This window comes from Rhodococcus baikonurensis (assembly GCF_040489275.1).
In the GTDB taxonomy this organism is placed as follows: Bacteria; Actinomycetota; Actinomycetes; order Mycobacteriales; family Mycobacteriaceae; genus Rhodococcus_F; species Rhodococcus_F baikonurensis.
Window position 1 is genome coordinate 211,443 of sequence record NZ_JBEUOQ010000002.1, and the last position, 25,810, is coordinate 237,252.

Annotated in this window: 23 protein-coding genes; 17 read left to right on the plus strand and 6 right to left on the minus strand. The window is 63.2% G+C overall.

Annotated elements, in window-relative coordinates:
- The gene (locus ABWI03_RS05190; protein ID WP_095971222.1) at window positions 1–1,443 is read right to left on the minus strand and encodes a phospholipase D-like domain-containing protein; all 1,443 of its coding nucleotides are present in this window, start codon (window positions 1,441–1,443) and stop codon (window positions 1–3) included.
- On the minus strand, window positions 1,440–2,543 hold the full coding sequence (locus tag ABWI03_RS05195) for an NAD(P)-binding domain-containing protein (protein WP_095971221.1): 1,104 nt from the start codon (window positions 2,541–2,543) through the stop codon (window positions 1,440–1,442). The genes ABWI03_RS05190 and ABWI03_RS05195 overlap by 4 nt, the downstream gene beginning before the upstream one ends.
- 112 nt (window positions 2,544–2,655) lie before the next feature.
- On the opposite strand from ABWI03_RS05195, the gene ABWI03_RS05200 reads away from it, so the two are divergent.
- The 3 genes from ABWI03_RS05200 to ABWI03_RS05210 all read left to right on the plus strand — a co-directional run bounded on the left by ABWI03_RS05200 (window position 2,656) and on the right by ABWI03_RS05210 (window position 7,144).
- The gene (locus ABWI03_RS05200; RefSeq protein WP_003940192.1) at window positions 2,656–3,387 is read left to right on the plus strand and encodes an enoyl-CoA hydratase; all 732 of its coding nucleotides are present in this window, start codon (window positions 2,656–2,658) and stop codon (window positions 3,385–3,387) included.
- A gap of 62 nt (window positions 3,388–3,449) precedes the next feature.
- Window positions 3,450–4,565 (plus strand): MBL fold metallo-hydrolase, encoded by a 1,116-nt coding sequence (locus ABWI03_RS05205; protein WP_095971220.1) that lies wholly within the window; start codon window positions 3,450–3,452, stop codon window positions 4,563–4,565.
- A gap of 74 nt (window positions 4,566–4,639) precedes the next feature.
- A complete protein-coding gene (locus ABWI03_RS05210; protein ID WP_298777359.1) occupies window positions 4,640–7,144 on the plus strand; it encodes a cation-translocating P-type ATPase in 2,505 nt (834 codons plus the stop codon).
- A gap of 6 nt (window positions 7,145–7,150) precedes the next feature.
- On the opposite strand, the gene ABWI03_RS05215 is transcribed toward ABWI03_RS05210, so the two are convergent.
- The gene (locus tag ABWI03_RS05215) at window positions 7,151–8,284 is read right to left on the minus strand and encodes a GGDEF domain-containing protein (RefSeq protein ID WP_298777360.1); all 1,134 of its coding nucleotides are present in this window, start codon (window positions 8,282–8,284) and stop codon (window positions 7,151–7,153) included.
- 189 nt (window positions 8,285–8,473) lie between these two features.
- Here ABWI03_RS05215 and ABWI03_RS05220 point away from each other — a divergent pair, with 189 nt between their 5' ends.
- The 13 genes from ABWI03_RS05220 to ABWI03_RS05280 all read left to right on the plus strand — a co-directional run bounded on the left by ABWI03_RS05220 (window position 8,474) and on the right by ABWI03_RS05280 (window position 20,679).
- Window positions 8,474–8,665, plus strand: a complete 192-nt coding sequence (locus ABWI03_RS05220) for an antitoxin (RefSeq protein WP_003940164.1) — start codon at window positions 8,474–8,476, stop codon at window positions 8,663–8,665.
- 106 nt (window positions 8,666–8,771) lie between these two features.
- The gene (locus ABWI03_RS05225) at window positions 8,772–10,418 is read left to right on the plus strand and encodes a Na+/H+ antiporter (RefSeq protein WP_095971218.1); all 1,647 of its coding nucleotides are present in this window, start codon (window positions 8,772–8,774) and stop codon (window positions 10,416–10,418) included.
- A gap of 15 nt (window positions 10,419–10,433) precedes the next feature.
- Window positions 10,434–11,651, plus strand: a complete 1,218-nt coding sequence (locus ABWI03_RS05230) for a lipase family protein (protein ID WP_235170072.1) — start codon at window positions 10,434–10,436, stop codon at window positions 11,649–11,651.
- A gap of 4 nt (window positions 11,652–11,655) precedes the next feature.
- The gene (locus ABWI03_RS05235; protein WP_124567520.1) at window positions 11,656–12,042 is read left to right on the plus strand and encodes an MmcQ/YjbR family DNA-binding protein; all 387 of its coding nucleotides are present in this window, start codon (window positions 11,656–11,658) and stop codon (window positions 12,040–12,042) included.
- Window positions 12,039–13,256: a sensor histidine kinase gene (locus ABWI03_RS05240; protein ID WP_095971215.1), complete on the plus strand. Its 1,218-nt coding sequence runs from the start codon at window positions 12,039–12,041 to the stop codon at window positions 13,254–13,256. The genes ABWI03_RS05235 and ABWI03_RS05240 overlap by 4 nt, the downstream gene beginning before the upstream one ends.
- A 51-nt stretch (window positions 13,257–13,307) precedes the next feature.
- A complete protein-coding gene (locus ABWI03_RS05245; RefSeq protein WP_095971214.1) occupies window positions 13,308–14,099 on the plus strand; it encodes a LytR/AlgR family response regulator transcription factor in 792 nt (263 codons plus the stop codon).
- Window positions 14,096–14,467 (plus strand): hypothetical protein, encoded by a 372-nt coding sequence (locus ABWI03_RS05250; RefSeq protein WP_095971213.1) that lies wholly within the window; start codon window positions 14,096–14,098, stop codon window positions 14,465–14,467. Before ABWI03_RS05245 ends, ABWI03_RS05250 begins: the two co-directional genes overlap by 4 nt.
- Window positions 14,468–14,477: 10 nt before the next feature.
- Window positions 14,478–16,229: a sodium/solute symporter gene (locus tag ABWI03_RS05255; protein WP_124567517.1), complete on the plus strand. Its 1,752-nt coding sequence runs from the start codon at window positions 14,478–14,480 to the stop codon at window positions 16,227–16,229.
- 172 nt (window positions 16,230–16,401) lie between these two features.
- Window positions 16,402–16,764 (plus strand): DUF485 domain-containing protein, encoded by a 363-nt coding sequence (locus ABWI03_RS05260; protein WP_003939976.1) that lies wholly within the window; start codon window positions 16,402–16,404, stop codon window positions 16,762–16,764.
- Window positions 16,761–18,398 carry a monocarboxylic acid transporter gene (locus ABWI03_RS05265; RefSeq protein ID WP_007727752.1) on the plus strand — a complete coding sequence of 546 codons (1,638 nt, stop codon included), beginning with the start codon at window positions 16,761–16,763 and terminating at the stop codon, window positions 18,396–18,398. Before ABWI03_RS05260 ends, ABWI03_RS05265 begins: the two co-directional genes overlap by 4 nt.
- A gap of 73 nt (window positions 18,399–18,471) precedes the next feature.
- Window positions 18,472–18,903 (plus strand): type II toxin-antitoxin system Rv0910 family toxin, encoded by a 432-nt coding sequence (locus ABWI03_RS05270; RefSeq protein ID WP_003939735.1) that lies wholly within the window; start codon window positions 18,472–18,474, stop codon window positions 18,901–18,903.
- Between the two features lie 120 nt (window positions 18,904–19,023).
- A complete protein-coding gene (locus tag ABWI03_RS05275; RefSeq protein ID WP_298777361.1) occupies window positions 19,024–20,052 on the plus strand; it encodes a substrate-binding domain-containing protein in 1,029 nt (342 codons plus the stop codon).
- A gap of 27 nt (window positions 20,053–20,079) precedes the next feature.
- Window positions 20,080–20,679 (plus strand): VWA domain-containing protein, encoded by a 600-nt coding sequence (locus ABWI03_RS05280; protein ID WP_298777362.1) that lies wholly within the window; start codon window positions 20,080–20,082, stop codon window positions 20,677–20,679.
- A 1-nt stretch (window position 20,680) separates the two neighbouring features.
- Here ABWI03_RS05280 and ABWI03_RS05285 read toward each other — a convergent pair whose 3' ends face one another.
- Together ABWI03_RS05285 and ABWI03_RS05290 are read right to left on the minus strand one after the other, a co-directional pair.
- Entirely contained in the window at window positions 20,681–21,586 is a 906-nt protein-coding gene (locus ABWI03_RS05285; RefSeq protein WP_095971210.1) for an ABC transporter substrate-binding protein, read from the minus strand.
- A 65-nt stretch (window positions 21,587–21,651) separates the two neighbouring features.
- Window positions 21,652–21,924, minus strand: a complete 273-nt coding sequence (locus tag ABWI03_RS05290) for a WhiB family transcriptional regulator (RefSeq protein ID WP_235170069.1) — start codon at window positions 21,922–21,924, stop codon at window positions 21,652–21,654.
- Window positions 21,925–22,039: 115 nt separating this feature from the next.
- On the opposite strand from ABWI03_RS05290, the gene ABWI03_RS05295 reads away from it, so the two are divergent.
- Entirely contained in the window at window positions 22,040–24,319 is a 2,280-nt protein-coding gene (locus tag ABWI03_RS05295; RefSeq protein ID WP_298777363.1) for an ATP-dependent DNA ligase, read from the plus strand.
- On the opposite strand, the gene ABWI03_RS05300 is transcribed toward ABWI03_RS05295, so the two are convergent.
- Window positions 24,222–25,760, minus strand: a complete 1,539-nt coding sequence (locus ABWI03_RS05300; protein WP_298777364.1) for an MFS transporter — start codon at window positions 25,758–25,760, stop codon at window positions 24,222–24,224. The genes ABWI03_RS05295 and ABWI03_RS05300 overlap by 98 nt on opposite strands.
- Between the last annotated feature and the right edge of the window lie 50 nt (window positions 25,761–25,810).

Below are 25,810 nucleotides of genomic sequence, written 5' to 3' on the forward strand. Positions count from 1 at the left end.
TCAGCGTTTGCCGAGCAGGCGGCGTAATCCTTCGATTCGATCGCTCAGTCTGGGCGGCGTGCGCTCGGGATCCATCAGTGCATTTTCGGCGAGCACGTGGTCTTCGCCGTCGACTGTGTTCCGGTCGAATTCGCGCAGACTGCGAGCGTCGGAGGTCGAGAGAGCGCGAACCGTCGACAACAGTGACTGCTCACCCAACGCGTCGTCGACTTCTTCCTCGGTGACGTCGAGGTGCTCGCCGAGTAGCCGCCGCCTCAATCCGATGATCGACGCTCGCAGCTCGACATCTGCGTCGTCGACGGATTCGACGGCGATGTCGCACTCGGTGTCGAAGCCCATCGATCGATTGTTGAGGTTCGACGACCCGATTCGCAAGAGTCGATCGTCCATCACGAGGACCTTGGCGTGCACGTAAATGGGTGCGCCAGAAGAGGTCACGGGATAGAACGCACCGAACCGGCCATGGATGTCGGCGCTCCACAACAGATGCAAGAGGTCGTGGCGTGCCCCGTCCATCGCCTTTTGTTCCAGCCATCCATCGGCATTGCGGGGGATGACCAGAACGATCTCCGGCCCGTCGGCCTCACGTAGACGCGCGGCAATTGCCTCGGCCAGAGTGCGGGAGGCGAGGTATTGGCTCTCGATGTACAGCGTCCGCTCCGCCCCGGCGATGGCCGCGAGATAGAGCGCCTCGATCTCACGTACCTCCGTGCGTTCGCCGAGTTCCGGCAGTGTTCTGGCTACGGCTACGTCGACGACCCGCAACGTGGGAGCCAGATTGACCGGCCATGGCGTCGCTGTGCTCTGAACCGGTACCAGATCCTCGCCGGTTGCGGATTTCCAGCGTGCCCGCGCCAATTCGCCGATTGCCGCGGCCGCATCGCCGTCGATTGCTGTGGTGGCGTCATGCCAAGGGCCGTAACGTCTTCCGCTCGGTGTGATCCGGTAGTCGTTGCGGTCGACGTGATCCGAGGTGTCCCAGCGGTCCACCGTCATGTCGATGCCGCCGCAGAAGGCCAGGGCGTCGTCGATGACGATGATCTTCTGATGGTGCGCCGCGCCCACTGGATGTGCGCCGTCGATCTCGAACCGAAGACGCTCGTCGGTCAACCAGTTGGACACGAAGACGGGAGTCATCCCGCGCCCGATTGCGGTGAAGGCGCCGATGTTCCATTTGAGTACGAGGATTTCGAGATCGGGTTTCTCGCGGACGAGCCAGCGGAGGAACATCCCCAATCGGTTGGGGCCGTCGAGCGTCTGCTTGCCTGGCTCGAGTTTGATGCGCGTGTCGAAATCCCAGCCGATCAACATGATTCGCTTCTCGGCTTGCAGCATTGCGGACTTCGCGTGATGAAAGTAGTCAGCGGCGTCGACGATGCAGGCCAGATTGTCGGCCGGTTCGATGCGCCAGCAGGTTTCTCCCGGTACAAGAATTCTGTTCATTCGCCGATTCCCAGGTATGACGTCAGTTCGCGGGCGGCCGCTTGGCCGGCGCGGTTGGCTCCGATCGTCGACGACGACGGCCCGTATCCCACCAGATGTACGCGAGGGTCGGCTTCGACCTGCGTGGCGAGGCGTCCGGTCATCGGTATTCCGCCACCTGGTCCTCGCAGGTGCAGAGGTGCCAGGTGATCGAGTGAGCTGCGAAAACCGGTGCACCACAGGATCACATCGGCATCGATGACAGTACCGTCGGCCCACTTCACGCCGTTCGGAAGGATTTCGGAGAACATCGGGAGTCGATTCATGACACCGCGCTCTCGCGCTGCCCGGATGGCCGGTGTCACCGGGAGGCCGGTCACCGAAACAACGGATCCCGGTGGCAGACCGCGTCGTACACGATCCTCGACCATGGCAACCGCGGCGCGGCCGATGTCCGGAGTGAACGGCTCGTCGCGGAACTCCGGTTCACGACGCGTCACCCAGGTAGTGGTCGTGACGCGTGAGATCTCGTCGAGCAGTTGGACGGCCGAGATACCGCCGCCGACCACGACCACATGTTTGCCCTCGAACTCCGCGGCGGTTCGATAGTCCTTCGTGTGGAGCTGTCGCCCACGAAATGATTCGGCCCCGCGATAGTGGGGGATGAAAGGCCGCTCCCAGGTTCCTGTCGCATTGATCAAGCCTCGCGCCGCGAACACTCCGTGGTCGGTCTCGATCCGCAGTCGCTCTTCCCGAGGACACACCACTCGGGTGTGCACCGGGCGGTGGACGGGAAGTTCGAACTGCTTTTCGTACAGTTCGAAGTAATGGGGGACCGCGACGGATGCAGGCACCTGTTCGGCGTCGGTGCCGGTGGTTTCCGCGAAGGACATTCCCGGGAGATCATGCACACCGTTGACGGTGCTCAGTGTCAGGCTCGGCCAGCGGAACTGCCACGCCCCGCCCGGCCCGGACGCATGATCGAGCACCACGAAACCCGATTCGGGTTCGATTCCGAACTTGCGCAGGTAGTACGCGGCGGAGAGTCCGGCCTGTCCGGCGCCGATCACCACCACGTCAACCGGGTGCGGTTCCGGTGAGGCAAGGTCGTCTGTACTCATCGGTAATCTAACCTCCTGATGTACAGAACTTAGCTGCAGAGAAGTATGCGGACGGTATCGGCGCCTCGGAACGTCCCTGCGTCGAGCCTTCCAGAAACGAAAGTGAGCGGACATGATCGGGTTCTCCCGTGACGGCAACGTCGTGACCATCGAGTTGCAGCGTCACGAGCGTCGCAATGCACTCAGCGCGGAACTCTGCATTGCGATTCGGGACGCGATGAACGCGGCAGTCGCCGAGCATGCGCACGTCGTCGTCATCACCGGTGAAGGATCGGCATTCTGCGCAGGGGCAGATCTCTCCGGCGACGTCTACATGGAGGGCTTCACCGATCGCCTGTTCGAGATGCTTCGGTCTATCGACACGGCGCCCATCCCGGTCATCGCTGCCGTCAACGGTCCGGCCATCGGCGCGGGCACGCAGCTGGCCATCGCGTCGGATCTGCGCGTCGTGGCGCCGAGCGCTCGTTTCGGAATCCCGGCAGCCACCCTCGGTGTCTCGGTGGACAAGTGGACGATGCGTCGGCTCGCGTCGCTGGTCGGCGGCGGTCCCGCGCGCACCATTCTGCTCGGTATCGAACAGATCGGCGCTGAGGAAGCCTTCACTCGGGGCCTCGCCAACAAAATCGGCACCCTCGACGACGCCCAGGAATGGGCACACCGCATCGCCAATCTCGCACCGCTGTCGTTGCGGCACATGAAGATGGTTCTCAACGACGACGGCACCATGGAGGAGCAGTCTCCCGAGCAACTCGACGCTCTTCACGCCGCCTGGCTCAGCGAGGACGTCCAGGAAGCCCGCGCGGCCCGCATCGAGAACCGCCCTCCCGTATTCAAGGGCAAGTAAAGCCGGTTGCAGGGTAAACAGGCGCCGGGCACACAGGGCGGATAGTGGCTACGCTCGTCTGAATGAAGAAGACGACGGTTCTCGGAGTTGCTGCTGTTGCCGCGGCGACGGGGTGGGTGGCGCGAGCCGCATGGGGAATCCCGACGCAGATCGGGGCATCGCGAAACACGGTGCAACCGTATGCGGCGATGTCTCCGCGATATCGGGACCGCCAGTTCCACAACTCGGAGCCCAGCAGCACACTGGTGCCGGGCACTGATGCCGGAATGTTCAAGTCGATGGCAACGCGAGGGTCGACGGGTCGGCCGCGTCAGCCGATTCCGTTGGCCACTCCGCTGGCACCGGCGGTAGCCGGCGACGCAGCGGTGACGTGGTACGGCCATTCGAGTGTTCTCGTCGAGGTCGACGGTTACCGTGTTCTCGCCGATCCGGTGTGGAGCGAGCGCGTATCACCCTCGGCCACAGTAGGTCCCGCACGGATGCACCCCACTCCGGTGGCATTGACCGAACTGCCTGCAGTAGATGCGATAGTCATCTCTCACGATCACTACGACCATCTCGACATGGCTACGGTCAAGACGCTGACTCGTACTCAGACCGCTCCGTTTGTCGTGCCGATCGGTATCGGGGCTCACCTGCGGCACTGGAAGGTGCCCGAGAACCGGATCGTGGAATTGGACTGGGACGAGTCGACAAAAATCGGCGACCTGGTCCTCACGTGCACCGAGGCTCGTCACTTCTCCGGTCGTGGTCTTGTCCGGAACACGACTCAGTGGGCGTCGTGGGTGTTCGCCGGTCCGGAGCACCGGGTGTTCTTCGGCGGCGACAGCGGATACACGCAGCGCTTCGAACAGTTGGGTGAAACGTACGGGCCGTTTGATCTGACGCTTCTCCCCGTCGGCGCCTACGACGTGCGCTGGCCGGACATTCACATGAACCCCGAAGAGGCAGTGCAGACGCACATCGACCTCAACAAGGGCGACGGGTCTCGCGGTGTCTTCGTCCCGATCCACTGGGCGACGTTCAACCTCGCGTTTCATTCATGGTCGGAGCCGATCATTCGCCTCAACGAGGCCGCGGCGGAGGCGGGCACCAGCGTGTCGGTGCCGATGCCGGGCGGCCGGATCGACGCGTTGTCGCCGACACCGCCGTCGAAGTGGTGGATTGCCCTCAGCTGACCAGAAGAGCAGCGGACGTGGTTGCCTTTCGAGTCGAACCCTGATTAGTTGCTCCGGGTGCGTAATCTTTGACCATGGCTCACGAGCACACCGGTTCAGAAGAGACAGCAGTGGCGGTAGCCACTGAGCGATTGCCGGACGACGTCGACGTCGCCCGCGGTTTGACCGCCGATCAGGTTGCGGCCCGGATCGCGTCGGGGCAAACCAACGACGTGCCGGATCGGGCGTCCCGCTCGGTCAAGGACATCATTCGCGGCAACGTCTTCACTCGCATCAACGCGATCCTGACGGTGTTGTTGGTGATCGTGCTCGCGACGGGCTCGATCATCGACGGCATGTTCGGATTGTTGATCATCGCGAACAGCGGTATCGGCATCATCCAAGAGATTCGTGCCAAGCGCACGCTCGATGCACTGGCCATCGTGAGTCAGGCAAAGCCCATGGTCAGGCGTGACGGCGTCGCCGTGGCGATGGCGCCCAAAGACGTTGTGCTCGACGACATTATCGAACTCGGCTCCGGTGACCAGATAGTCGTCGACGGCGAGGTGGTCAGTTCCGCTGCACTCGAGGTCGACGAATCGCTCCTCACCGGTGAAGCCGATCCGGTTCACAAGGCGAGTGGCCAGCAAGTGTTGTCGGGCAGTTTCGTTGCCGCCGGCAGCGGCGCGTATCGCGCCACCAAGGTCGGTGGCGATGCATACGCGGCCAAGCTTGCCGAAGAGGCGAGCAAGTTCACTCTCGTGCACTCGGAACTGCGCAGCGGTATCGACAAGATCCTGAAATTCATCACCTACCTGATGATTCCCGCGGGTGCGCTGATCATCTTCAATCAGCTCTTCACCATCGGCCTGCCGATCCGACCCGCCCTCAACGGAATGGTGGCAGCGCTGGTTCCGATGGTTCCCGAAGGCCTGGTGCTGATGACCTCCATCGCGTTCGCGGTCGGTGTCATCCGATTGGGCAAGCGCCAGTGCCTCGTTCAGGAGTTGCCGGCGATCGAAGGCTTGGCCCGTGTCGACGTGGTGTGCGCGGACAAGACCGGAACCCTGACCGAGAACGGCATGCGCCTGTCCGAGGTCGACGTCGCACCGGGTGGTTCGGGGGAGTCTGCGGTCAAGTCCGCGTTGAGCGCGATGGCTGCGTCCGACCCTCGCCCCAACGCGAGTGTGCTGGCGATTCGCGAGTCGCTCTCCGACGATCCAGGCTGGGGCGAAGCCACCGCGGTGGCGCCGTTCTCCTCGGCGAAGAAGTGGAGCGGCCAGTCGTACGGCAGTAACGGCAACTGGGTGCTCGGCGCCCCGGACGTGCTGCTCGACCCGGACTCGGAGATGGCCCGCAAGGCGGAAGAAGTGGGATCGAGCGGGCTTCGTGTCCTCATGCTCGGCAGCAGCGACCTCCCCGTCGACGATGCCGACGCACCGGGCACCATCACCCCCGAAGCTCTGGTCGTGCTCGAGCAGAAGGTGCGTCCCGACGCCCAGGAGACGTTGGAGTACTTCGCCAGCCAGAAGGTCGCAGTCAAGGTCATTTCCGGCGACAACGCGGTTTCCGTCGGTGCCGTTGCCGGGTCCCTCGGACTCGAGGGCGGCGACCGCCCCATCGACGCGCGGGAGTTGCCCAGCGATCAGGAAAAGCTGGCGGACACTCTCGACGGAGCAACGACGTTCGGGCGAGTGCGACCGGATCAGAAGCGGGAAATGGTCGCGGCCTTGCAGTCTCGCGGGCACACCGTCGCGATGACCGGTGACGGCGTCAACGACGTTCTCGCGCTCAAGGACGCCGACATCGGAGTCTCGATGGGTTCGGGTAGCCCGGCTACGCGAGCCGTGGCCCAGATCGTGCTGCTGGACAACAAGTTCGCGACGCTCCCGTACGTCGTCGCGGAAGGCCGCCGAGTGATCGGCAACATCGAGCGCGTGTCGAATCTGTTCCTGACCAAGACCGTCTACTCGGTGGTGCTCGCGTTCCTGATCGGCATCACCGGCGTCCTGTCCCAGGTCTTCGATTTCGAGCCGCTGCCGTACCCGTTTCTGCCCCGCCACGTCACGATCGCAGCGTGGTTCACGATCGGTATACCGGCCTTCATCTTGTCTCTGGCACCGAACAACGAGCGCGCGCGAACCGGTTTCGTCTCTCGCGTGATGCGCTTGGCGCTGCCGTCCGGTCTGATCATCGGCATCACCACGTTCATCTCCTACGTGTTGGCCTATCAAGGCCCCGACCAGACGGAGACCCAGGAGATCCAGGCCGGAACCAGCGCTCTCATCACGTTGATCATGATCGCCGTGTGGGTCCTGGCCGTCGTGGCCCGGCCGTATGTGTGGTGGAAGCTCGTTCTGATCGGCGGATCGGTGGCCGGCTACCTGATCCTGTTCGCGCTGCCGTTCACCCGCGAGTTCTTCAAGCTGGATCCGAGCAACGTCGCTGCCACGACGCTCGCGATCACCCTCGGCGCTATCGGCGTCGTACTCGTGGAACTCTCGTGGTGGATCAGCGCGCGCCTGCACGGGGAGAAGCGGAAGATGTTCGCGACGCCCGACGATCTGCCCGGTGAGCATCACCATGCTCACAGCGAGTAAGTAGTTTCAGCGCCTGAACATCTGCACCCAGGCAATGCGATCGCCGCCGCGCTTCTTGGCCCGGTACATCGCATTGTCTGCGTGCTCGATCAGTTCGTTGACAGCCCGATCCGGTAAGTCCGTCTCGGGGCTCAGATAGACACTGACGCCGGTACTGGCGGATACGGGATACGGATCGGAGTCGGACGAGACTGCCGAATGTATCTCGGTGGCGACCTGTTCGATTTCTTGTCGATCGACTCCGCGCAGGACGACGAACTCGTCGCCGCCGATTCGCGCCACCACCGCGTCCGGCCCGGCGGCAGCGATGAGGCGGTCGGCGACGGCGGTCAACGCGTCGTCACCAGCGACGTGCCCGTGCGTGTCGTTGAGGATCTTGAACGAGTCGACGTCGATGAGTAGCGCGATCAGCGCTTGCGTTCGATCGCTGCGCAGCAGATGCTGGGCCTCGTCCTGGAGTCCGCGGCGATTGAGCGTCGCGGTGAGGTAGTCCCGGTGGGCGTTGCGTGCGTCGTCGGTCAATCGGAGCCAGACGATCTGCAGAATCCACGCCGTGGAGAACACCACGCCGGCCACCATCAGATAGAGGTTCAGGACCACCCAGTTGTCGTTGACCGGTTCGGACATCGCCATGGCGGCCAACGCCGTACAGACAGCAAGAGCCCAGCCGATGTGGGTGATGGCAACGCGTGGGCTGTGAACGATCGCCGCGTAGAAACCGATCATGATGAACAGAATGCAGCCGATGGTCCCGACGAAAGCGGTGCGTACGGCGAAGAAAAGAGTGACGGCGAGCCATAGGTCGGCCCACACGACGAAAGCCACGGATTGTCGCCAGGTGGGCCACGATTCATTACGCGCCCAGCGGTAGCCCGCATAGGCGCCACTGATCGTTCCGAGGGCGAAGATCGACCGAGCCAGAGCAGTGTCGGAACCGAACCGGCTCAACTGCATCGTCACCGCGATCAGGGCGAAGAGGAAACACCAGACCGCGACCAATTTGCGTCCGGGAACGGTCAACCCGCGAGCGTCGAGGAATCGGGGGAGCCAGGTGTAATCCGTGTGATCTGACCACCACCGTGACAGCAGTTCACGCGTCGGGTGGGGGTTGCTCCCCGTCCCGCGCAGTCCTGCATTCAAACCGGGTACCTGTCGATGTCGATGGATGGGCAATCAGCTATTGGCGGGTTAACGCTACCTCGAGTTGTGCGTGGCCCGGACGCACGGACCTGCTTTCTGGCGCAGAGGCCCTCGACCTGTGAGAATCGAAGGGCGCGGAGGAACGATTCCGCCGAAGGACGTGCGTCAGCACCGGGAGAGGACACGGACATGGGTTTCTTGGACAACGTCAAGGGATTGGTCGAAAAGGGCCAGGAGCTCGCAGCGGAGAACTCCGACAAGGTTCACGACGCGATCGACAAGGTCGCCGACATCGCCGACGACAAGACCGGCAACAAGTACGGCGATCAGATCGACAAGGCAGCCGAGGCTGCCAAGAAGGCCGTTCCCGAGAAGCAGTAATACCGGATTCGGCAATACCGTTGCTCAGGAGCCCGTAACCGAAATGGTTGCGGGCTTCTGTGCGTCCGCTGGGTGAACTCCCAGGGTCGGCGGGCAGAATGAACGCGTGAACTTCACCTGGATTCTGCTGGTCGTCATTGCCGCCATCGCAGTCACCGGGCTGTCCAATCGGCGAAACCTGCAGGCCCCGCTGGTTTTGGTGACGGTGGGCTCGGTCGCCTCGTTCATACCCGGCATGCCGCGGCCGGAGCTGGATCCCCACGTCATTCTCGGTGTGGTCCTGCCGCCGCTTCTCTACTCGGCAGCTCTCAAATTCTCGGTGGCGACCTTCAAACGCAACCTTGCACCGATCCTGCGCCTCGGCGTCGGAATGGTGTTGGTGACGGCGTTCGTGGTGGCCTTCTTCGCCGAATGGATGGTTCCCGAGTTCACGATCGGCGCCGCCCTCGTGCTCGGAGCCGTGATCGCGCCGACCGACGCCGTCAGCGCGGTAGCGGTCGGTCAGAAACTCGGACTCCCGAAACGGGTCATCGCCATCCTCACGGGCGAAGGGCTCGTCAACGACGCCACCGCGCTCACGCTCTTCACCGTTGCCGTCGCAGCAGTGACCGGAACCAGAATTGCCACCGATTCGCCCCTGTTGTTCTTCGCGTACGAAGTGATCGGTGGCGTCGTCGTCGGTTTGGTGCTCGCGTTCGTCGTCAAGTTCGTTCGTGCACGCATGTACGACTCTCCACTCGAAACCGGCCTGGGGTTGGTGCTTCCGTTCGCCGCCTACCTGGCCGCTGAGGAACTGCACGCGTCCGGTGTCCTGGCCGTCGTGGTTGCAGGTTTGGTGATCGGGCACTATTCGACGGACGCGTCGATCATGACGAGACTGCAGGAGCGCTCGGTGTGGTCGAGCCTGGACACCCTTCTCGAGATGTTCGTCTTCGCGTACATGGGGCTGCAGCTGAGTTTCGTGATCGACGATGTTGTCGCCGACGGGCTTCCGGTGCTTCACGTGTTCGCGTACGGTCTCGCAGTCCTGGCCGTGGTCATCGTAATTCGGCCGCTGTGGCTGTTCCTGAGTTACTCGCGTGTGCGATTCGGTGTGACCCTGCGCCGTGACCGCGAGAATCAACTGACGTGGAAACAGAATCTGGTGGTCTCGTGGGCGGGAATGCGCGGCGTCGTCACTCTTGCTGCGGCCGGCGGTATCCCGTTCGCGCTCTCGTCCGGCGAGCCGTTCCCCGGTCGCGGCGTCATTCAGGCGATCGCGTTCATCGTCGCTGTCGGGACTCTGCTCATCCAGGGATCGACCTTGCCGTTCATGATCCGTCGCCTCGACGTCGCGGATCCTTACGAGCAGCTGCGGACACAGGAACAGATGGAGTTGGCCCGCAACATTTCTCGCAAGGCGGGCGAGAAGGCGCTGGCAGACGCAGCCGCGCACCCTCCGCCGGGGATCGACGGAAAGGAATTGCAGGCAATCGTCGAGCGCGTACGACGCTCGATGCAGGCGAGGCTTCAACTCCAGGAAGTCGACGAGGACGCCGATCGCGAGGCCGCTTTGTGGAATGCGGGAGCATTGTTCGACAAGTTCCGGCATCAGTCACTGCGCTCGCAACGAGTTGCCTTGATCGCCGCACGTGACGACGGCGATCTCGACGACGAGGTATTGCGTACCGTATTGGAAGGACTCGACATCGAAGAGGCCGCAGCCGAGGAACGTGTCAGGCGTCGCCGAGCCGGTAGCGGCGCGGGCAAATAGAGGGGAACACTGCGTATGACGGTTCGGAGTTCGAGAGTTCGCGCAGGCTGGGGAGTCATGGTGGCGAGCGCACTTCTCGTCAGCGTGGGCTGCGGATCGGATGCGTCGCCGGACATCTCTGTCACCGACACCGCGACCACGACGACTCCACCGGTCGTGAGCAGTGCTCAACGCGGCGTCGTCTTCGCCAGTGAACCTTTCACCAGCACAGCCGAAGTGGCGGCGTCCGGAGTGAGCGCAACGAAGATCCTGTACGGCTCCACCTCCGGCATCGACGGCCGGGAGACTCAGGTGTCGGGAACGGTGTTCACGCCGGCTGGAACTCCGCCCGAGGGTGGTTGGCCGATCGTCTCCATCGGCCATGGCACGACGGGTATTTCGGACGACTGCGCGCCGTCGGCCTCGCCGACCCTCTTCGGCACGATCGGTCTGGTCGCGCCGTTCCTCGACTCGGGATACGTGGTCGCTGTCTCCGACTTCGAGGGCCTCGGCACTCCGGACCCGCATCCGTACCTGCAACCGGACACTGCGGCGTTCAACGTCATAGACGCTGTTCGAGCGGCGCGCAACGTCGTTCCGGACACCTCGACTCGCTGGGCAACGCTGGGACTTTCCCAAGGCGGGCAGGCTTCCTGGGCAGCAGCCGAGGAAGCCGATTCCTACGGGGACGGACTCGAATTCGTAGGTGCGGCAAACCTGTCCCCGGCAGCGGACATCTCACCGATCATCTCGAGTGATTCCGAGGTGAATCTGTCACTGCCTCAGCAACTGCTGCTGCCCTATGTACTCGAAGGGCTGTCCCTCACCCATCCGGACCTCGAACGAACCGACTACGTGCGCGGCGCATTCGAGCAGAACTACGACCTGCTCACCTCGTGCCTGACCTCCCGTGCGACCGAGAAGTTGGGTCTTGTCGGAAAGGTGACGCCAGCAGACACCCGGCCCGCCACCGCCGAGGATGCGGACCGAATTCACGCGTGGCTCAGCGACGTTGCGCTCCCACGTCAACGCGCGAGCGGTCCCATGTACGTGGTCGTCGGTACCAACGACAACCTCATCCGTCCGGAATGGACCGAGGCGGCGGTCGAACGTGCCTGCGCCGACGGCGACGTCATCGAATTCCAGGCGCGGCCGGGCGAAGGTCACGCGGACGGTGCCGCGGTGCCCGGAGCTGTTGCGTGGGTGAAGGATAGATTTGCAGGTGTGCCGGCGCCGAATACCTGCGGGTCGTGAATCGGTGACGCCGCTGGAACGAATCCGCGCGCTTGCACTGGCACTGCCGGAGGCGACCGAGCGGGTCAGCCACGGTGAACCGTCGTGGTTCGTGCGTAAGGCGCCGCAGTTCGTCTCCATGGCAGATCACCACCACGACGATCGTGTCGCGATCTGGGCCGCAGCACCGCCTGGGGCGCAGGCAGATTGGGTCGGCCGTGATCCGTCGCGGTTCTTCGTGCCGCCGTACGTGGGCGGCCGTGGATGGATCGGCGTGTACCTCGACGTTCCGAGTGCCGACGACACCGAGGACGGGAAATTCTGGAACGACGTCGCCGACATCGTCGAAGAGGCGTACCGCACGGTGGCTCCGAGAACACTGATCCGGAAACTGGACGAGGATTCGCGTTGAGCCCGGCCGTGGTCGCACTTCTCAGCGTGCTGATCCTCGCAGTGGCCGGGGCACTGACAGTGGTGTGGATGCGCACCAGACGTGAGGTGACCACGCCCACCGAACGAGCCGTCCATGCCGCGCTCCACACGGCTTCGCTTGCCGCACGCCCGCTTCGGCGCGGGCTCGACAAGAATTCGGCCGCCGAGGCAGCGCCTCACCTGCGCGAGCTGACCGGCGGCGCCGGTTTCGGCCTGGCCGATGCGTCGGGAAATCTGCTGGCGTGGGACGGTCGTCACGAGGCATTGGCCGATCAATTCCACGACGCCGCCATTCGCGCGATCGAAGGTGAGCGCCGGGTGCTCGTCTCCCAAGCGGACTTGGTACGCGGGTCGAGCGATCACAGCGTGCGCGCGCTGATCGCTCAACCACTGCTGATCGAGGACATCGGCGTCGTCGGGGTGATGGGAATCGTCACCAGCGAGGACCCATGGCCGGGAATGCTCGGAGCCGTCACCGAGGTCGCCCGGTACGCCTGCAGTCAGATCGAACTCGCCGACCTCGACGCGTCCCGGGCCCTGCTGGATCGAGCGGAAGTGCGGGCTCTGCGCGCTCAGATCAGTCCCCACTTCATCTACAACGCCCTCAACACCGTCGCGTCTTTCGTACGGACCGACCCGGCGCGGGCCAGGGAACTGATTCTCGAGTTCGCGGACTTCACCCGGTACTCGTTTCGATCTGCGGGTGAGTTCACTCTGCTCGCCGACGAGCTACGCAACATCGATCGGTATCTGACTCTCGAACGCGCGCGCTTCGGGGACGCTCTGAACGTCCGACTTCAAGTCGCACCCGAAGTGCTCAACGTGGTCCTTCCCTTCCTGGCGCTCCAGCCTCTGGTCGAGAACGCGGTTCGTCACGGCATTTCGAGTAAGCCGGAGGGCGGCACGGTCAGCATCGTTGCCGCGGACGAGGGACCGGACTGCATCATCAGCGTCGAAGACGACGGTGTGGGGATGGATCCCGAACTGCTGCGGTCCGGTTCGCTCGACGCCATCGAGTCGGGGTCGGGACGACCCAGCGCTCGGGAAGCCGCTCACGTCGGTTTGGCCAACGTCGACGACAGGCTTCGTGCCGCATTCGGAAACGACTACGGACTCGTGGTGGAGACAGCGCCGGGCGCCGGAACGAAGGTCAGTATGCGTGTTCCCAAGTTCAAGCAGGGGATTCACGTCTGATTCTCGCCTTCGATGATCAGGCCGAAACGGTCGTGGGAACATGGACCTGTTGTGAACGAGACTGACACTGATGCCCAGCTGACCGTCCTGGCCGTCGACGACGAGAAACCAGCCCTCGACGAGCTGGCATTCTTGCTGCGCGCAGAGGGCGCGGTTGCGCACGTTCACACGGCGTCGGATGCGACGACCGCGCTGAGAATCCTGCGCGGTGGAAGCATCGACGCGGTATTTCTCGACATCAACATGCCAGGCCTCGACGGTCTCGAACTGGCCGGCATTCTCTCCAACTTCGCGACTCCACCACCCGTGGTGTTCGTGACGGCGCACGACGATCGAGCGGTTGCGGCTTTCGATCTCGGTGCCGTCGATTATCTGCTCAAACCGCTCCGAGAGGAGCGCCTCGCTCAGGCCGTTCAACGGATCGTGGGCTTGGCCGGGCGAACCAAGAGCGAGAGCAAGCCCGAAGCTGCGTCCACCGACGAGGTGATCCCGGTGGAACTGGGCGGCGTCACGACGCTCGTTCAGCGTTCCTCGGTGGAGTGGGTGGAAGCCGACGGGGACTACGCGCGTCTGCACACCGCCGGGAAGTCACACCTGGTGCGCATCCCGATCTCGACGCTCGAATCACGCTGGGCCGACGCGGGGTTCCTGCGCGTGCATCGTTCATATCTGGTGTCTCTGGCCCTGGTCACCGGCATCCGCACGGTAGGAAGCGGGTTGGTGGTCTGTCTGCGCCCGCACGGCGACAAGCCGCCCGTCGAGCTTCCGGTCAGCCGCAGACACACGCGTGAACTCAAGGATCGACTGGTTCGTGCGCCCAAACAGAGTTGGTTGTCGCGGTGACGTCGCAGTCCGACCCCCCGCAGCGTGAGCGCGTTGTGTTGGCGCAACGCAGTGGCGCTCGGATCGTGCGTACCCGGGTGGAGGTGCAGGAACAGACCGAAGTCGGTGACGCCATGATTCGCGGTCTCGTTCGCGCGCAGTTGGGACTGGCGATCCGCCTTGCCGTCGTCGCAGCCGGACTCCTGTGTGCGGTGCCGCTTCTGACCCATCTCTTCCCGACGCTGTCGGAGGTCGCAGTGCTGGGCATCCGCTTGCCGTGGCTCGTGATGGGCGGCGCCGTGTATCCCTTGCTGCTGATCACCGGCTGGGTGTTCGTGCGTCGGGCGGAACGAAACGAGCAGGACTTCACCGACATCGTGGACGACTGAGCGCGGCGCTGTGGGAGGACAACCAATCCCGGTGTTGACGGTGCTCGGCATCGTGGCGGCGGCTGTGGCGACGGTGGCGATCGGTATCTACGGAGTTCGGCTGGCTCGTACCACCTCCGACTTTCTCGTCGCGTCCAGAACCGTCAGCGCGCGGTGGAATGCGACGGCCATCTCCGGCGAGTATCTCTCTGCTGCTTCGTTTCTCGGTGTCGCCGGACTGGTCGCGAAATACGGGGCAGACGCTCTCTGGTATCCCATCGGATTCACCGCCGGATACCTCGCACTGTTGCTCTTCGTCGCGGCACCGCTTCGACGTTCCGGCGCTTACACCGTCCCCGATTTCGCCGAATTCCGTCTCGGCTCACCGCGATTGCGCAAGCTCGCGATGCTCGTGGTCGCGATGGTGTGCATCCTGTATCTGATTCCGCAGTTCCAAGGCGCGGGGCTGACGCTCAACATCCTGCTCGGTGTTCCCAGCTGGATCGGGGGCGTTGCGGTCGGAGTCATCGTCATCGCCAACGTCGTCGGCGGTGGGATGCGCTCGATCACCTTCGTCCAGGCCTTCCAGTACTGGCTGAAACTGACTGCCGTCGCGATTCCCGCTGTGGCACTGACCTTCTATTTCTTCGGCGATCACCACGACGTCGGCGCGTCGATGCCGCCGACGGTCACCACTGCGACGACCGTCGACATCACCACCGACGTCGTCGTCCAGGTGTCCGAGCCGGTGACGGTCAGCGGCGGCACAGTCGACGGGCAAGCAGTAGAAGGTACCGTCACGCTGGGTCCGGGGGAGCACACCCTCGGTGAAGGCATGTCGATGGTTCTCGACGCGGGAGCGGCGGTCCCCGTCGTCGCCGGAGCGCCTGCGCAGAACTCGGACTGGATCACTCCGGGTTGGGGGTTCGGCGGGCCCCATCCGATGTATCAGGTGTACTCGCTGATGCTCGCCACCTTCCTCGGAACGCTCGGCCTGCCGCACGTCCTCGTCCGGTTCTACACCAACCCCGACGGACGGGCCGCCCGTCTGACCTCGCTCGCCGTTGTCGCTCTGGTCAGTGTCTTCTACCTGTTCCCGACACTCCTCGGTGTCTTCGCTCGCCTCTACGTTCCGCAACTTCTGATCACGGGCACCTCCGACGCCGCGGTGCTGCTGTTGCCGGGCTCGGTGTTCTCGGGGTGGGGCGGACAGTTGCTGGCAGCGCTCGTGGCGTCCGGTGCCATTGCCGCCTTCCTGTCGACGTCGTCCGGATTGCTCGTGAGCATCGCGGGTGTCGTCAGTACCGATGTTCTCCGCGGGCGAGTCCGAGACTTCCGCATTGCCGCACTCCTGGCCGGTGTCGTCCCGCTCGTACTGTCGCTGGCGGTGGTGTCGGTCGACCTCTCGCGAACCGTCGGGTTGGTGTTCGCGGTTGCCGCGTCGACGCTCTGCCCACTGCTCGTGTTGGGCATCTGGTGGCGCGGTCTGACTGCTGTCGGCGCTGGGGCGGGGATGGTGGTAGGCGGGTTCGTCGCGGGAACCGCTGCGACTGTCGCGGTCCTGGGGGGCTTGTCGGAGAGCGTCCTCGGTGGCTGGCCGGCAGCCATTTTCGCGTTCCCGGCCGCGGTGAGCGTGCCGCTGGCGTTCCTCACGATGATCGTCGTCAGCAAGGCGTCGTCGAAGCAGGTACCGGCAGATATTGCGCGAATCTTCACGCGGATGCACGCCCCGGAACGGCTCGGAATGGGCTCCGATCGCGAAGACGATCTCCGCCAACCCTGACAGTCACCGCCTGAAGTCGCCCGAAGTCTCTGCCGTTGGTCGCGCCTGCCTGACCGTTCGGCGCAGCGCGCGACTGCTCAGCGTGTGACTGGCACCACAGCATCTTCATGTGACTCCGATCTCACTAACGTCTGTGCGTAGTTCACTTCACACGCGAGGCGAGGAGCCGGCAGTGTCCACAGCAGAAATCAGTGAGGGGTCGCCGCAAGAGCGACGCACCCCGGATGCCCAGGCATTCATAGACATGCAAGCGAGTCCCGAATTCCAGGAACTCCGAACGCGTCTGCGCAAGTTCGTTTTCCCCATCACTGCATTCTTCCTGCTCTGGTATGCGGTGTACGTCGTCCTGGCTACCTATGCCCACGACTTCATGGCCACCAAGGTCCTCGGCAACATCAATCTCGGCATCATCCTCGGCCTCGGGCAATTCGTCACGACCTTCGCCATCACCGCGTGGTACGTGAAGTTCGCCGGGCGTGAGCTCGATCCCCGCTCCGCTGCCATCCGTGAAGAACTGGAAGGTCCCGCACAGTGATCACCACACTCGCCGCGTCCGGAACGGACGTAGGAAACCCCGCCTTCAACATCGCGATCTTCCTCGCGTTTGTCGTCGTGACCATGACGCTGGTCATCCGCGCCAGCCGGACCACCAAGAAGGCGTCCGACTTCTACACCGGCGGTGGGCAGTTCACCGGCCCGCAGAACGGGTTCGCCATCGCCGGCGACTACCTCTCGGCGGCATCGTTCCTCGGTATCGCAGGTGCGATCGCCGTGTACGGCTACGACGGTTTCCTGTACTCCATCGGATTCCTTGTCGCCTGGTTGGTTGCGCTGCTTCTGGTGGCCGAATTGCTCAGGAACACCGGTAGATTCACGATGGCCGACGTGCTGAGCTTCAGACTCAAGCAGCGTCCGGTGCGCATGGCGGCAGCCCTGTCCACGCTCGCCGTTTCCCTCTTCTATCTTCTCGCTCAGATGGCCGGCGCCGGCGGGCTGGTCGCGTTGCTGCTCAACATCGACGGCAAGGTGGGACAGTCGATCGTGGTCGCGATCGTGGGTGTGCTGATGATCGTGTACGTCTTGGTCGGCGGCATGAAGGGCACCACCTACGTGCAGATGGTCAAGGCGGTTCTGCTGGTTGCCGGAGCCGGAATCATGTTCGTGCTCGTTCTGTGGGCAGTACGCGGCAACTTCTCCCAGTTGCTGGCCAATGCGCAGGACATGGTCAACAGTTCCACCACCAAGGGTGTGCAGGGACGCGACATCCTCGGGCCGGGTGCGAAGTACGGACTCTCCGGCATGACCAAGCTCGACTTCATCTCTCTCGGAATCGCTTTGGTGCTCGGCACCGCTGGCCTGCCGCACGTGCTGATGCGCTTCTACACGGTACCCACCGCCAAGGAAGCTCGCCGCTCGGTGACCTGGGCGATCGCGCTGATCGGTGCCTTCTACCTGTTCACGCTGGTTCTCGGCTACGGCGCGGCCAGCATGGTCGGACCGGACAAGATCTTGGCAGCACCCGGTAAGGAGAACGCGGCGGCCCCGCTGCTCGCCTTCGAGCTCGGTGGCACCATCTTCCTGGGCATCATCTCGGCGGTGGCGTTCGCGACCATCCTCGCCGTCGTGGCCGGCCTCGCGATCACTGCTTCGGCGTCGTTCGCTCACGACATCTACGCCAGTGTCATCAAGCGCGGCAACGCAACCGAGGAGCAGCAGGTGCGAGTTTCTCGAATCACCGTCGTGGTCATCGGACTCGTCTCCATCGTTCTCGGCATCATGGCGATGGGACAGAACATCGCCTTCCTGGTGGCTCTCGCCTTCGCCGTGGCGGCCTCGGCGAACCTGCCCACCCTGCTGTACTCGCTGTTCTGGAAGAAGTTCAACACCACCGGAGCGCTGTTCAGCATCTACGGCGGATTGATCAGCTGCTTGACGCTGATCGTGTTCTCCCCGGCAGTCTCGGGTAAGCCGTCGTCGATGTTCCCGAACTCCGACTTCGCCTGGTTCCCGCTCTCGAACCCCGGCATCGTCTCGATCCCGCTGGCATTCGTCCTCGGCATCGTCGGTACGTACATCGGACGCAACAAGATCGAAGATCCGGCAAAGCAGGCGGAGATGGAAGTTCGCTCCCTCACCGGCGTCGGCGTCGAAAAGGCTGTCAGCCACTAGTACGGGCAAAGCCCCGTGCGTCTTTCTGGTACCTCCGGTTACGGAAAAGGCGCACGGGGCTTATTGTTCTGCCATGGCAAAGCTCACAGTGAAAATCGATGTTCCGCTTCCTCCCCAAGAAGTGTGGGACAAGGCGTCCGATCTCAGTGGATACGAGAACTGGCTCGTGGTTCACGACGGATGGCGCAGTGAACTTCCCGAGCAGTTGGGTGTGGGCACCGAGATCAGCTCGGTCGTGACCGTGAAGGGCCTGCGCAACCGCGTTCGGTGGACCATCAAGAAGTACGACGTCCCGAAGGCGATCTCGCTCAAGGGAGACGGCAAGGGTGGGGTCAAGCTCGGTCTCGAACTCGACGTGAAGGCAAAGGGCGACGGGTCGGAACTCGCGCTGACAGTCGAGTTGGGCGGCGCTCCGTTGTTCGGCCCGATCGGTTCGAGCGTGGCGCGGGCACTCAAGGGCGATGTGGAGAAGTCACTGGCCCAGTTTGTCCAGATCTACACCTAGTTTGTCGAGATCTACACATTGAGCTACTTCACCGCTAACATGGGTTAGGATTCTTTTCGGCGGGATAAACCGGGCATCGGTTGGTTATTGGTGCGGGTCCCGCCGGAAAGGATTCGATCAATGTCGTCTCGTCATGGGTACGGCGCACCACCTGCGTCCATGCCTCGATCCGTGCAGGTTCTGATCGGACTCTTGGCGGTAGTTGCAGTCGGTGGAACCGCGGCATTCGCCGTGACATTCAAAAGCGTCAGCGACAAGGGAGAACTCGGTGCGGGCGCCGCTGCAGCTGCTACGGCAACCAATTGTGACAACCCTGAAACCGTGACCGTGGCGGCCGATCCGTCGATCGCCTCGGGACTCGAAGCTGTCGCCGCTGCCATCCCCGCTACGGAACTCGGGTGCATCTCGCTCAGCGTGACGCCGCAAGATCCCGTGCTCACTGTCGCGGCGATCGCCGACGGTACGGCGCCCGCCCTGTGGATACCTGATTCGAGCGAATGGCTGGACAAGGTTTCCGCAAGCGGGCAGGAGGTTCGCCGGATCAGCAACTCGGTCGCGTCCACCCCGGTTGTCGCCGTCTCGGCGCCAGGCACCGAGGCACCCGGCGCATGGACGGACGTCCTCGGCGCTCCAGCACTGCACATCGGCGATCCCCTGACCAGTGCCGTCTCCAGCGCACCGATCGTGGCAGCCTTTGCCGAGACCCAGTCGCGGGGCGGGGACCTCACGTCCATATCGGCAGCCTTGGTTCCGGTGGCGCAAGCGCAGTACGGAAATCTGAAGGAAACCGGTTCGACCGGACGCATCCAAACCGTGGACGCGGACGGCGGGACCGCGGTGACTACCGAGCAGACCTTCGAGGCCTATCTCGCCGCACATGCGGACAGTCGACTCACCGCGTCGGTGCCGTCGTCCGGTTCGGTCTTCATGGACTACCCGATGGCACGTGTGGGTGCAGACTCGTCAGCGGCGGACGGCGCCGGCAAACTACTGGCGGCAGCGCTGACATCGGACACCGGGCGCTCGGTACTTGCGGGCCTCGGGTTCCGCGGCGCAGATCAGGCCCCACCGGTCGCCGGTGGAGTGGGAAAGGTCGTGTCACTGGTGCCGTCCGATCCGACTGTGGTCACCAAAGCGCTTGCGCGGTAGGAGATTCTGTCCAGGCCTTCCCGTGCGTTGGCAGTTGTCGACGTCTCGGGGTCCATGGACTACATGCAGGACGGGGTCACTCGAATGGCCGCGACGGCGCAGGCCGGTGACATCGCGATCCGAATGTTTCCTGCCAACGCACAATTGGGTCTCTGGGCATTTTCCGTAGATCTCGGTGAGGGGACGGACTACCGCGAACTCGAACCCGTCGCCCGGATGGATGCAACTGAAGGCGACACGGATCATCGGAACAAACTGCTGTCTCGGATCGACAATCTCTCTTCGATCGTCGGCGGCGGAACAGGTTTGTACGACAGCGTTCTCGCCGCGTATCGGTCCATGCAACAGTCCTACGATCCGGCCTCGATCAATTCGGTGATTCTCCTTACCGACGGTGCGAACGACGACCCGTCGGGTATCTCGCTGCAGGAACTTCTCGACACCCTGACTCGCGAGCAGGACCCGGCGCGGCCGGTACCGATCATCACCATCGGTGTCACCGACGACGCCGATACCGATGTGCTCGAGCAGATTTCGGCTCTCACCGGCGGTAACAGTCACTTCGCTCCGGCACCGGCAGACATCCCGAAGGTCTTCGTCGGCGCGATCAGTGGGCGCGCCGGCTGAGCTACTCGAGAACGGGTGCGTCGGCGCTGTCCGTGATCCATTCGGTAGCGAGCTTCTCGAGGGTGCCGTCGGCGTAGAGCGCATCCACGGCGGCAGAGACGCACGCGGTCAGTGGACTGTTCTTCTCCAGCACTAACCCGAAGAATTCGGTGACCGCGTTGGGGCGCGGAAACTGACCCACGATGACCGACCCGGGCAGTTCGTTCTCGGTGATGTGGAATCCGGTCGGAATGTCGACGACCAGTGCGTCGATCTCGCCCGCGGCCAGCGCAGCTTTCGCGTCGTCCGTGGTCGCGAACTCGCGGGGCGCAGTGGTCGGAACAATCGTGTCGGTGATTGCCGCGAGGCTGGTGGAACCGGTTTGAGCGCCCAAGCGGTAGCCGGCGAGATCCGCAAGATTCTTTGCACCGGCTGCTTTGCTTCCGTCAGAGGCGATCACCGACTGCGCGACTGCGTAATACGGCGAGCTGAAGTCGACGTTCGCGCGGCGATCTTCGGAAATCGTGAATTGATTGACGTCGAAGTCGAAATCCTTGGGGCCAGGTTTCAGCGCGTCGTTGAAGGCGACCGTGGTGAAGCGAACCTGGTCGGTGTTGTATCCGAGCTTGTCGACGACGGCCCGGGCCACCGCACCTTCGAAGCCCTTGCCATTCGACGGAGTGTTGTCGACGAACCACGGCGCGTACGCCGGTGAATCGGTGGCGATGGTCAAGAAACCGTCCTCGAGGGTGGTCCCGCTCTGGGGTCCGCACTTGTCCACGGCGGTGGTCGAGGGCAGTTTGGTGAACGCCTCGGGAACCGTGGTGGTGGTGTCTGCTGCCGCAGGGGCCTCCGGCTGCGGCGAACATGAGCCCAACAAGATCGAGGAAGCGAAGATCGCGGTCACGGCAACTGCGCGTCGTGTCATAGGCACAAGGCCATCTTGCCTGTTTGTCCGGTATCGACGTGACGGGGGTCTCGTATGAGCGGAGTTCACGCAGCTGAGCGTCGTAGTGCAAGGCGCTCCGACGGTGTCGTCCCACCCCATACTCCGTGTGGTTCGGCGGTGTCGAGTGCAAAGGCCAGGCAGTCCCGAATGACCGGGCAGCGGAAGCACACCTGCTTCGCCGAACTTTCCCGTGCAGCCCGATTGCGTCCGCGTTCTTCACCCGGCGAATAAAACACCGCCGGGTCCACTGTTTTACAGGTGGCGAACATCCGCCAATTGTTGTCGACCAACGGCTCCACGGAACTGCGAACTGTCATCGTGGTCTCCTCTCCCATCGAGAAACCAGTCTTGCCCGTGGCCTGGTGCAGCGGCAGGTTTCCGATCCGTCAGATTTCTACTGCCAGACACAGCGCTATCCAGCACAATGAGAAAATGGCAACGACGGATCGGGGTCAGATCACACTCGACGGCACAACCGTGTCCGTGACCAATCTGGGCAAGATCCTTTACCCCGAGAGCGGCACCACGAAGGCCGAAGTCATCGACTACTACACCCGTATCGCCGCAGTCATGCTTCCGCATGTCGTCGGTAGGCCGGGCACTCGTAAGCGTTGGCCCAACGGTGTGGACGGTCAGTCCTTCTTCGAGAAGAACCTTGCGTCGTCAGCCCCGCAGTGGCTCACGCGTGCGTCGCTGCAACATTCTGATCGTGTCGTCACCTACCCGATCTTCGATTCCGTTGCATCCCTGGCGTGGCTGGGTCAGCAGGCCGCACTCGAATTGCACGTTCCCCAATGGCGATTCGACGGTTCCGAGCGTGGTCCGGCGACACGACTGGTATTCGACCTCGACCCGGGCGAAGGCGTCGGGTTGACCCAGTGCGCCGAGGTGGCGAGGTCGATTCGCGATCTGGTCGCAACTCTGGGGTGGACTGCCTATCCGGTAACCAGTGGTAGCAAGGGAATTCACCTCTACGTTCCACTGGATCGAGCCTTGGACGGCAGTGGTGCGTCGACTGTCGCCAAGCAGATCGCCACCGGGCTCGAGAAGCTTCACCCGGATCTCGTCACCGCGACGATGGCTCGAAATGTCCGGGCAGGCAAGATTTTCGTGGACTGGAGTCAGAACAACGCAGCCAAGACAACCATTGCGCCGTATTCGATGCGCGGTCGCGATCAACCCTATGTTGCCGCGCCGCGCAGTTGGGATGAACTCGACGATCCGAAACTACGGCATCTGTTGTTCGACGAGGTTCTGGAGCGCGTCGAATCCGACGGTGATCTGCTGAGCGATCTGGATCCGCCGGTCTCGGCGGCTGTAGCCGACACGTTGACTCACTATCGCAACAAGCGGTCGGCCGACCGGACACCGGAGCCGATCCCTGCTGCGGTGACCAAGGAGAGCGCGGGCAATACCTTTGTGATCCAGGAACATCACGCCAGACGATTGCATTACGACGTTCGCCTCGAGCGGGACGGTGTGCTCGTGTCCTGGGCTGTTCCGAAGGGCGTGCCGACCAGTGCCGGAGAGAATCGGTTGGCCGTGCACACCGAGGATCACCCGCTCGAATACGCCACGTTCTCGGGCACGATTCCGAAGGGGGAGTACGGCGGCGGTTCGATGACGATCTGGGATTCCGGGACGTACGAGACCGAGAAGTGGCGTGAAGACGAAGTGATTGTGCGCCTCAGCGGCGAACGGGTGCAGGGACGATTCGCGCTGATCCGGACGAAGGGCGACCAGTGGCTGATGCATCTGATGAAGGATCAGAACGCGAGTTTCGGAACGGAGTTTCCCAAGAATCTCGAGCCGATGCTTGCCACCGCTGGAACGCTCGAAGGTCTCGACCCGCAGGAGTGGGCCTTCGAAGGCAAGTGGGACGGGATTCGAGTGATCCTCGAATATCATTCGGGCACAATGTCGCTTCGCAGTCGCGCGGGTAACGACAAGACCCGGGACTATCCAGCCCTTGCCGGGTTGGCCGAGGTGCTGGACGGTCATGACGTGGTTCTCGACGGTGAAGTGGTGGCGTACAACGACGCGGGAGTTACAGATTTCGGCCTCCTCCAACGAGGTGGGGAACCGGTATTCCTGGCCTTCGATCTTCTGTACCTCGACGGAGTGTCTTTGCTGCGGAAATCCTATTCGGATCGCCGCACCGTGTTGAATGCGTTGGCGGGCAAGGTCGGTGAGCTCGAGGTGCCCCCACAGATCGAGGGTACGGCGGAGAACGCGTTGGAGGTGAGTACCGATGCCGGGTGGGAAGGGATCGTCGCCAAACGTCGTGCATCGGTCTACCTTCCGGGACGGCGTGGGTCGAGTTGGATCAAGGTGAAGAACTGGCGCACTCAAGAGGTGGTGATCGGTGGGTGGCGCACCGGACAGGGCAATCGAGCGCAGGGGATCGGGGCGCTGCTCATGGGAATTCCGGGTGAGGACGGGTTGACCTACGTGGGCCGCGTCGGTACCGGATTCAGTGATCGTGATTTGGAGTCACTGCTTGCGGTGCTGGAACCGTTGCGTCAGAAGGAAAGTCCGTTCGAGGAGGAACTTCCAGCAGATGACCGAAAGGGGGCGGTCTGGGTGAGGCCTGAACTCGTCGGTGAGGTGCGGTTCATGGATTGGACGGCGACCGGACGCCTTCGCCATCCGAGTTGGCGGGGTCTGCGGGAGGACAAGAAGCCGGGCGACGTGGTGCGGGAAACAACGTAATGATGGTCAACGCACCGAGGAACGCGACTGCGGCACAGATCTGGATTCCGATGCACATCGCCGAGCTGTAAGCCTGGTTCGCTGCGTCGGCCACAGCGCTCACCGTGGGAGCGTCGGCGTGGATCTGCGCCAGATCGACTGTGGAAGTGCCGACTCCTGGTTTGAAGCGGGACCGGAAAACCGTTGCTACGACCGTCCCGACGACGGCGACGCCCAGAACTCCACCCAATTCCCGTACGACACTGTTGATCGAACTTGCCATCGGAGCCTGTTGAGGCGCAACCGACGACATGGACGCAGTTGTGGCTGGAGCCATGACCAGCCCCATCCCGGCGCCGACCAGTGCCATGATCGCAGCGAGGATCCCGAACGGTGCGAACCTACCTGCGGCGATCGACAAGACCAACAGTCCCACGGACATAAGCGTGAGGCCGCCCGCGATCGAACTGCGCACCCCGAGTCGGCCGACCACACGATCGCTGCTCGACGCTACAGCTGCCATCACCAGTGCAAACGGAACTGCACCGACGCCGGCAATCAATGGACCGTACCCGCGAACGAATTGAAGGTATTGCGTGTACGTGAAGAGAACTCCGAACAAGGCGAAGAACGTGGCGGCCAAGATGGCATTGGAGATGCTGAACACTCGGCTGGTGAAGATGCGCACATCTGTCATCGGCGCCGGGGCCCGCAGCTCCCACCAGACGAATCCGGCGAGAAGTGCTGTTGCGCTGACGATCTCCAGCAGCGTGATGGGCGAAGACCATCCGCGAAGGCTTGCTTGAGTGAGGGCATCCACGATCAAAGCCAGTCCGCCGGCGGACAACAGGAGTCCGGGGATGTCGAAGGAACCCTTTCCCATTCCTTCAACTGAGGGCACAAGAGAAGCCGTCGCGGCTATCACAACGGCGACCAATGGGACGTTGATCCAGAAGACGCTTCCCCAACTGAAATGTTCGAGTAGTACGCCACCGGCTACAGGGCCGATCGCGATTCCGAGTCCGGCGGTTGCAGACCAGATGCCTATCGCCCGGCCTCTCTCGTGCGGAACGAACATCGAGACGACAAGTGACAGCGTGGCCGGCATGACCAGTGCGGCGGCTGCCCCCATCACTGTTCGCCAGCCGATCAGCTGCAACGACGTCTGCGAGAGGGCTGCGAAGGCTGACCCGAGGGTGAACAAGGTGAGGCCGGTCAGAAGTATCCGACGGTGACCGAATCTCGCGCCGAGTCCACCTGCCGTGATGAGCAAGGCGGCGAACGCCAATGTGTATGCGTTGTTGATCCATTGCAGGTCGACGGTGGTCGCCGGCAGTTCGCGGGCAAGGGTCGGGATGGCGGTGTTGAGGATGGTGTTGTCGATCGTGACTACGACGAGGGAAGTGCAGAGGGCGCCCAGCGCCGCCCATCGTCGCCGGTCAGTGAGGTGGAGAGAATTCATTATGTCCTTACGAACGTAACCTTACGGATGTTTAGTGATGAAAACGTACC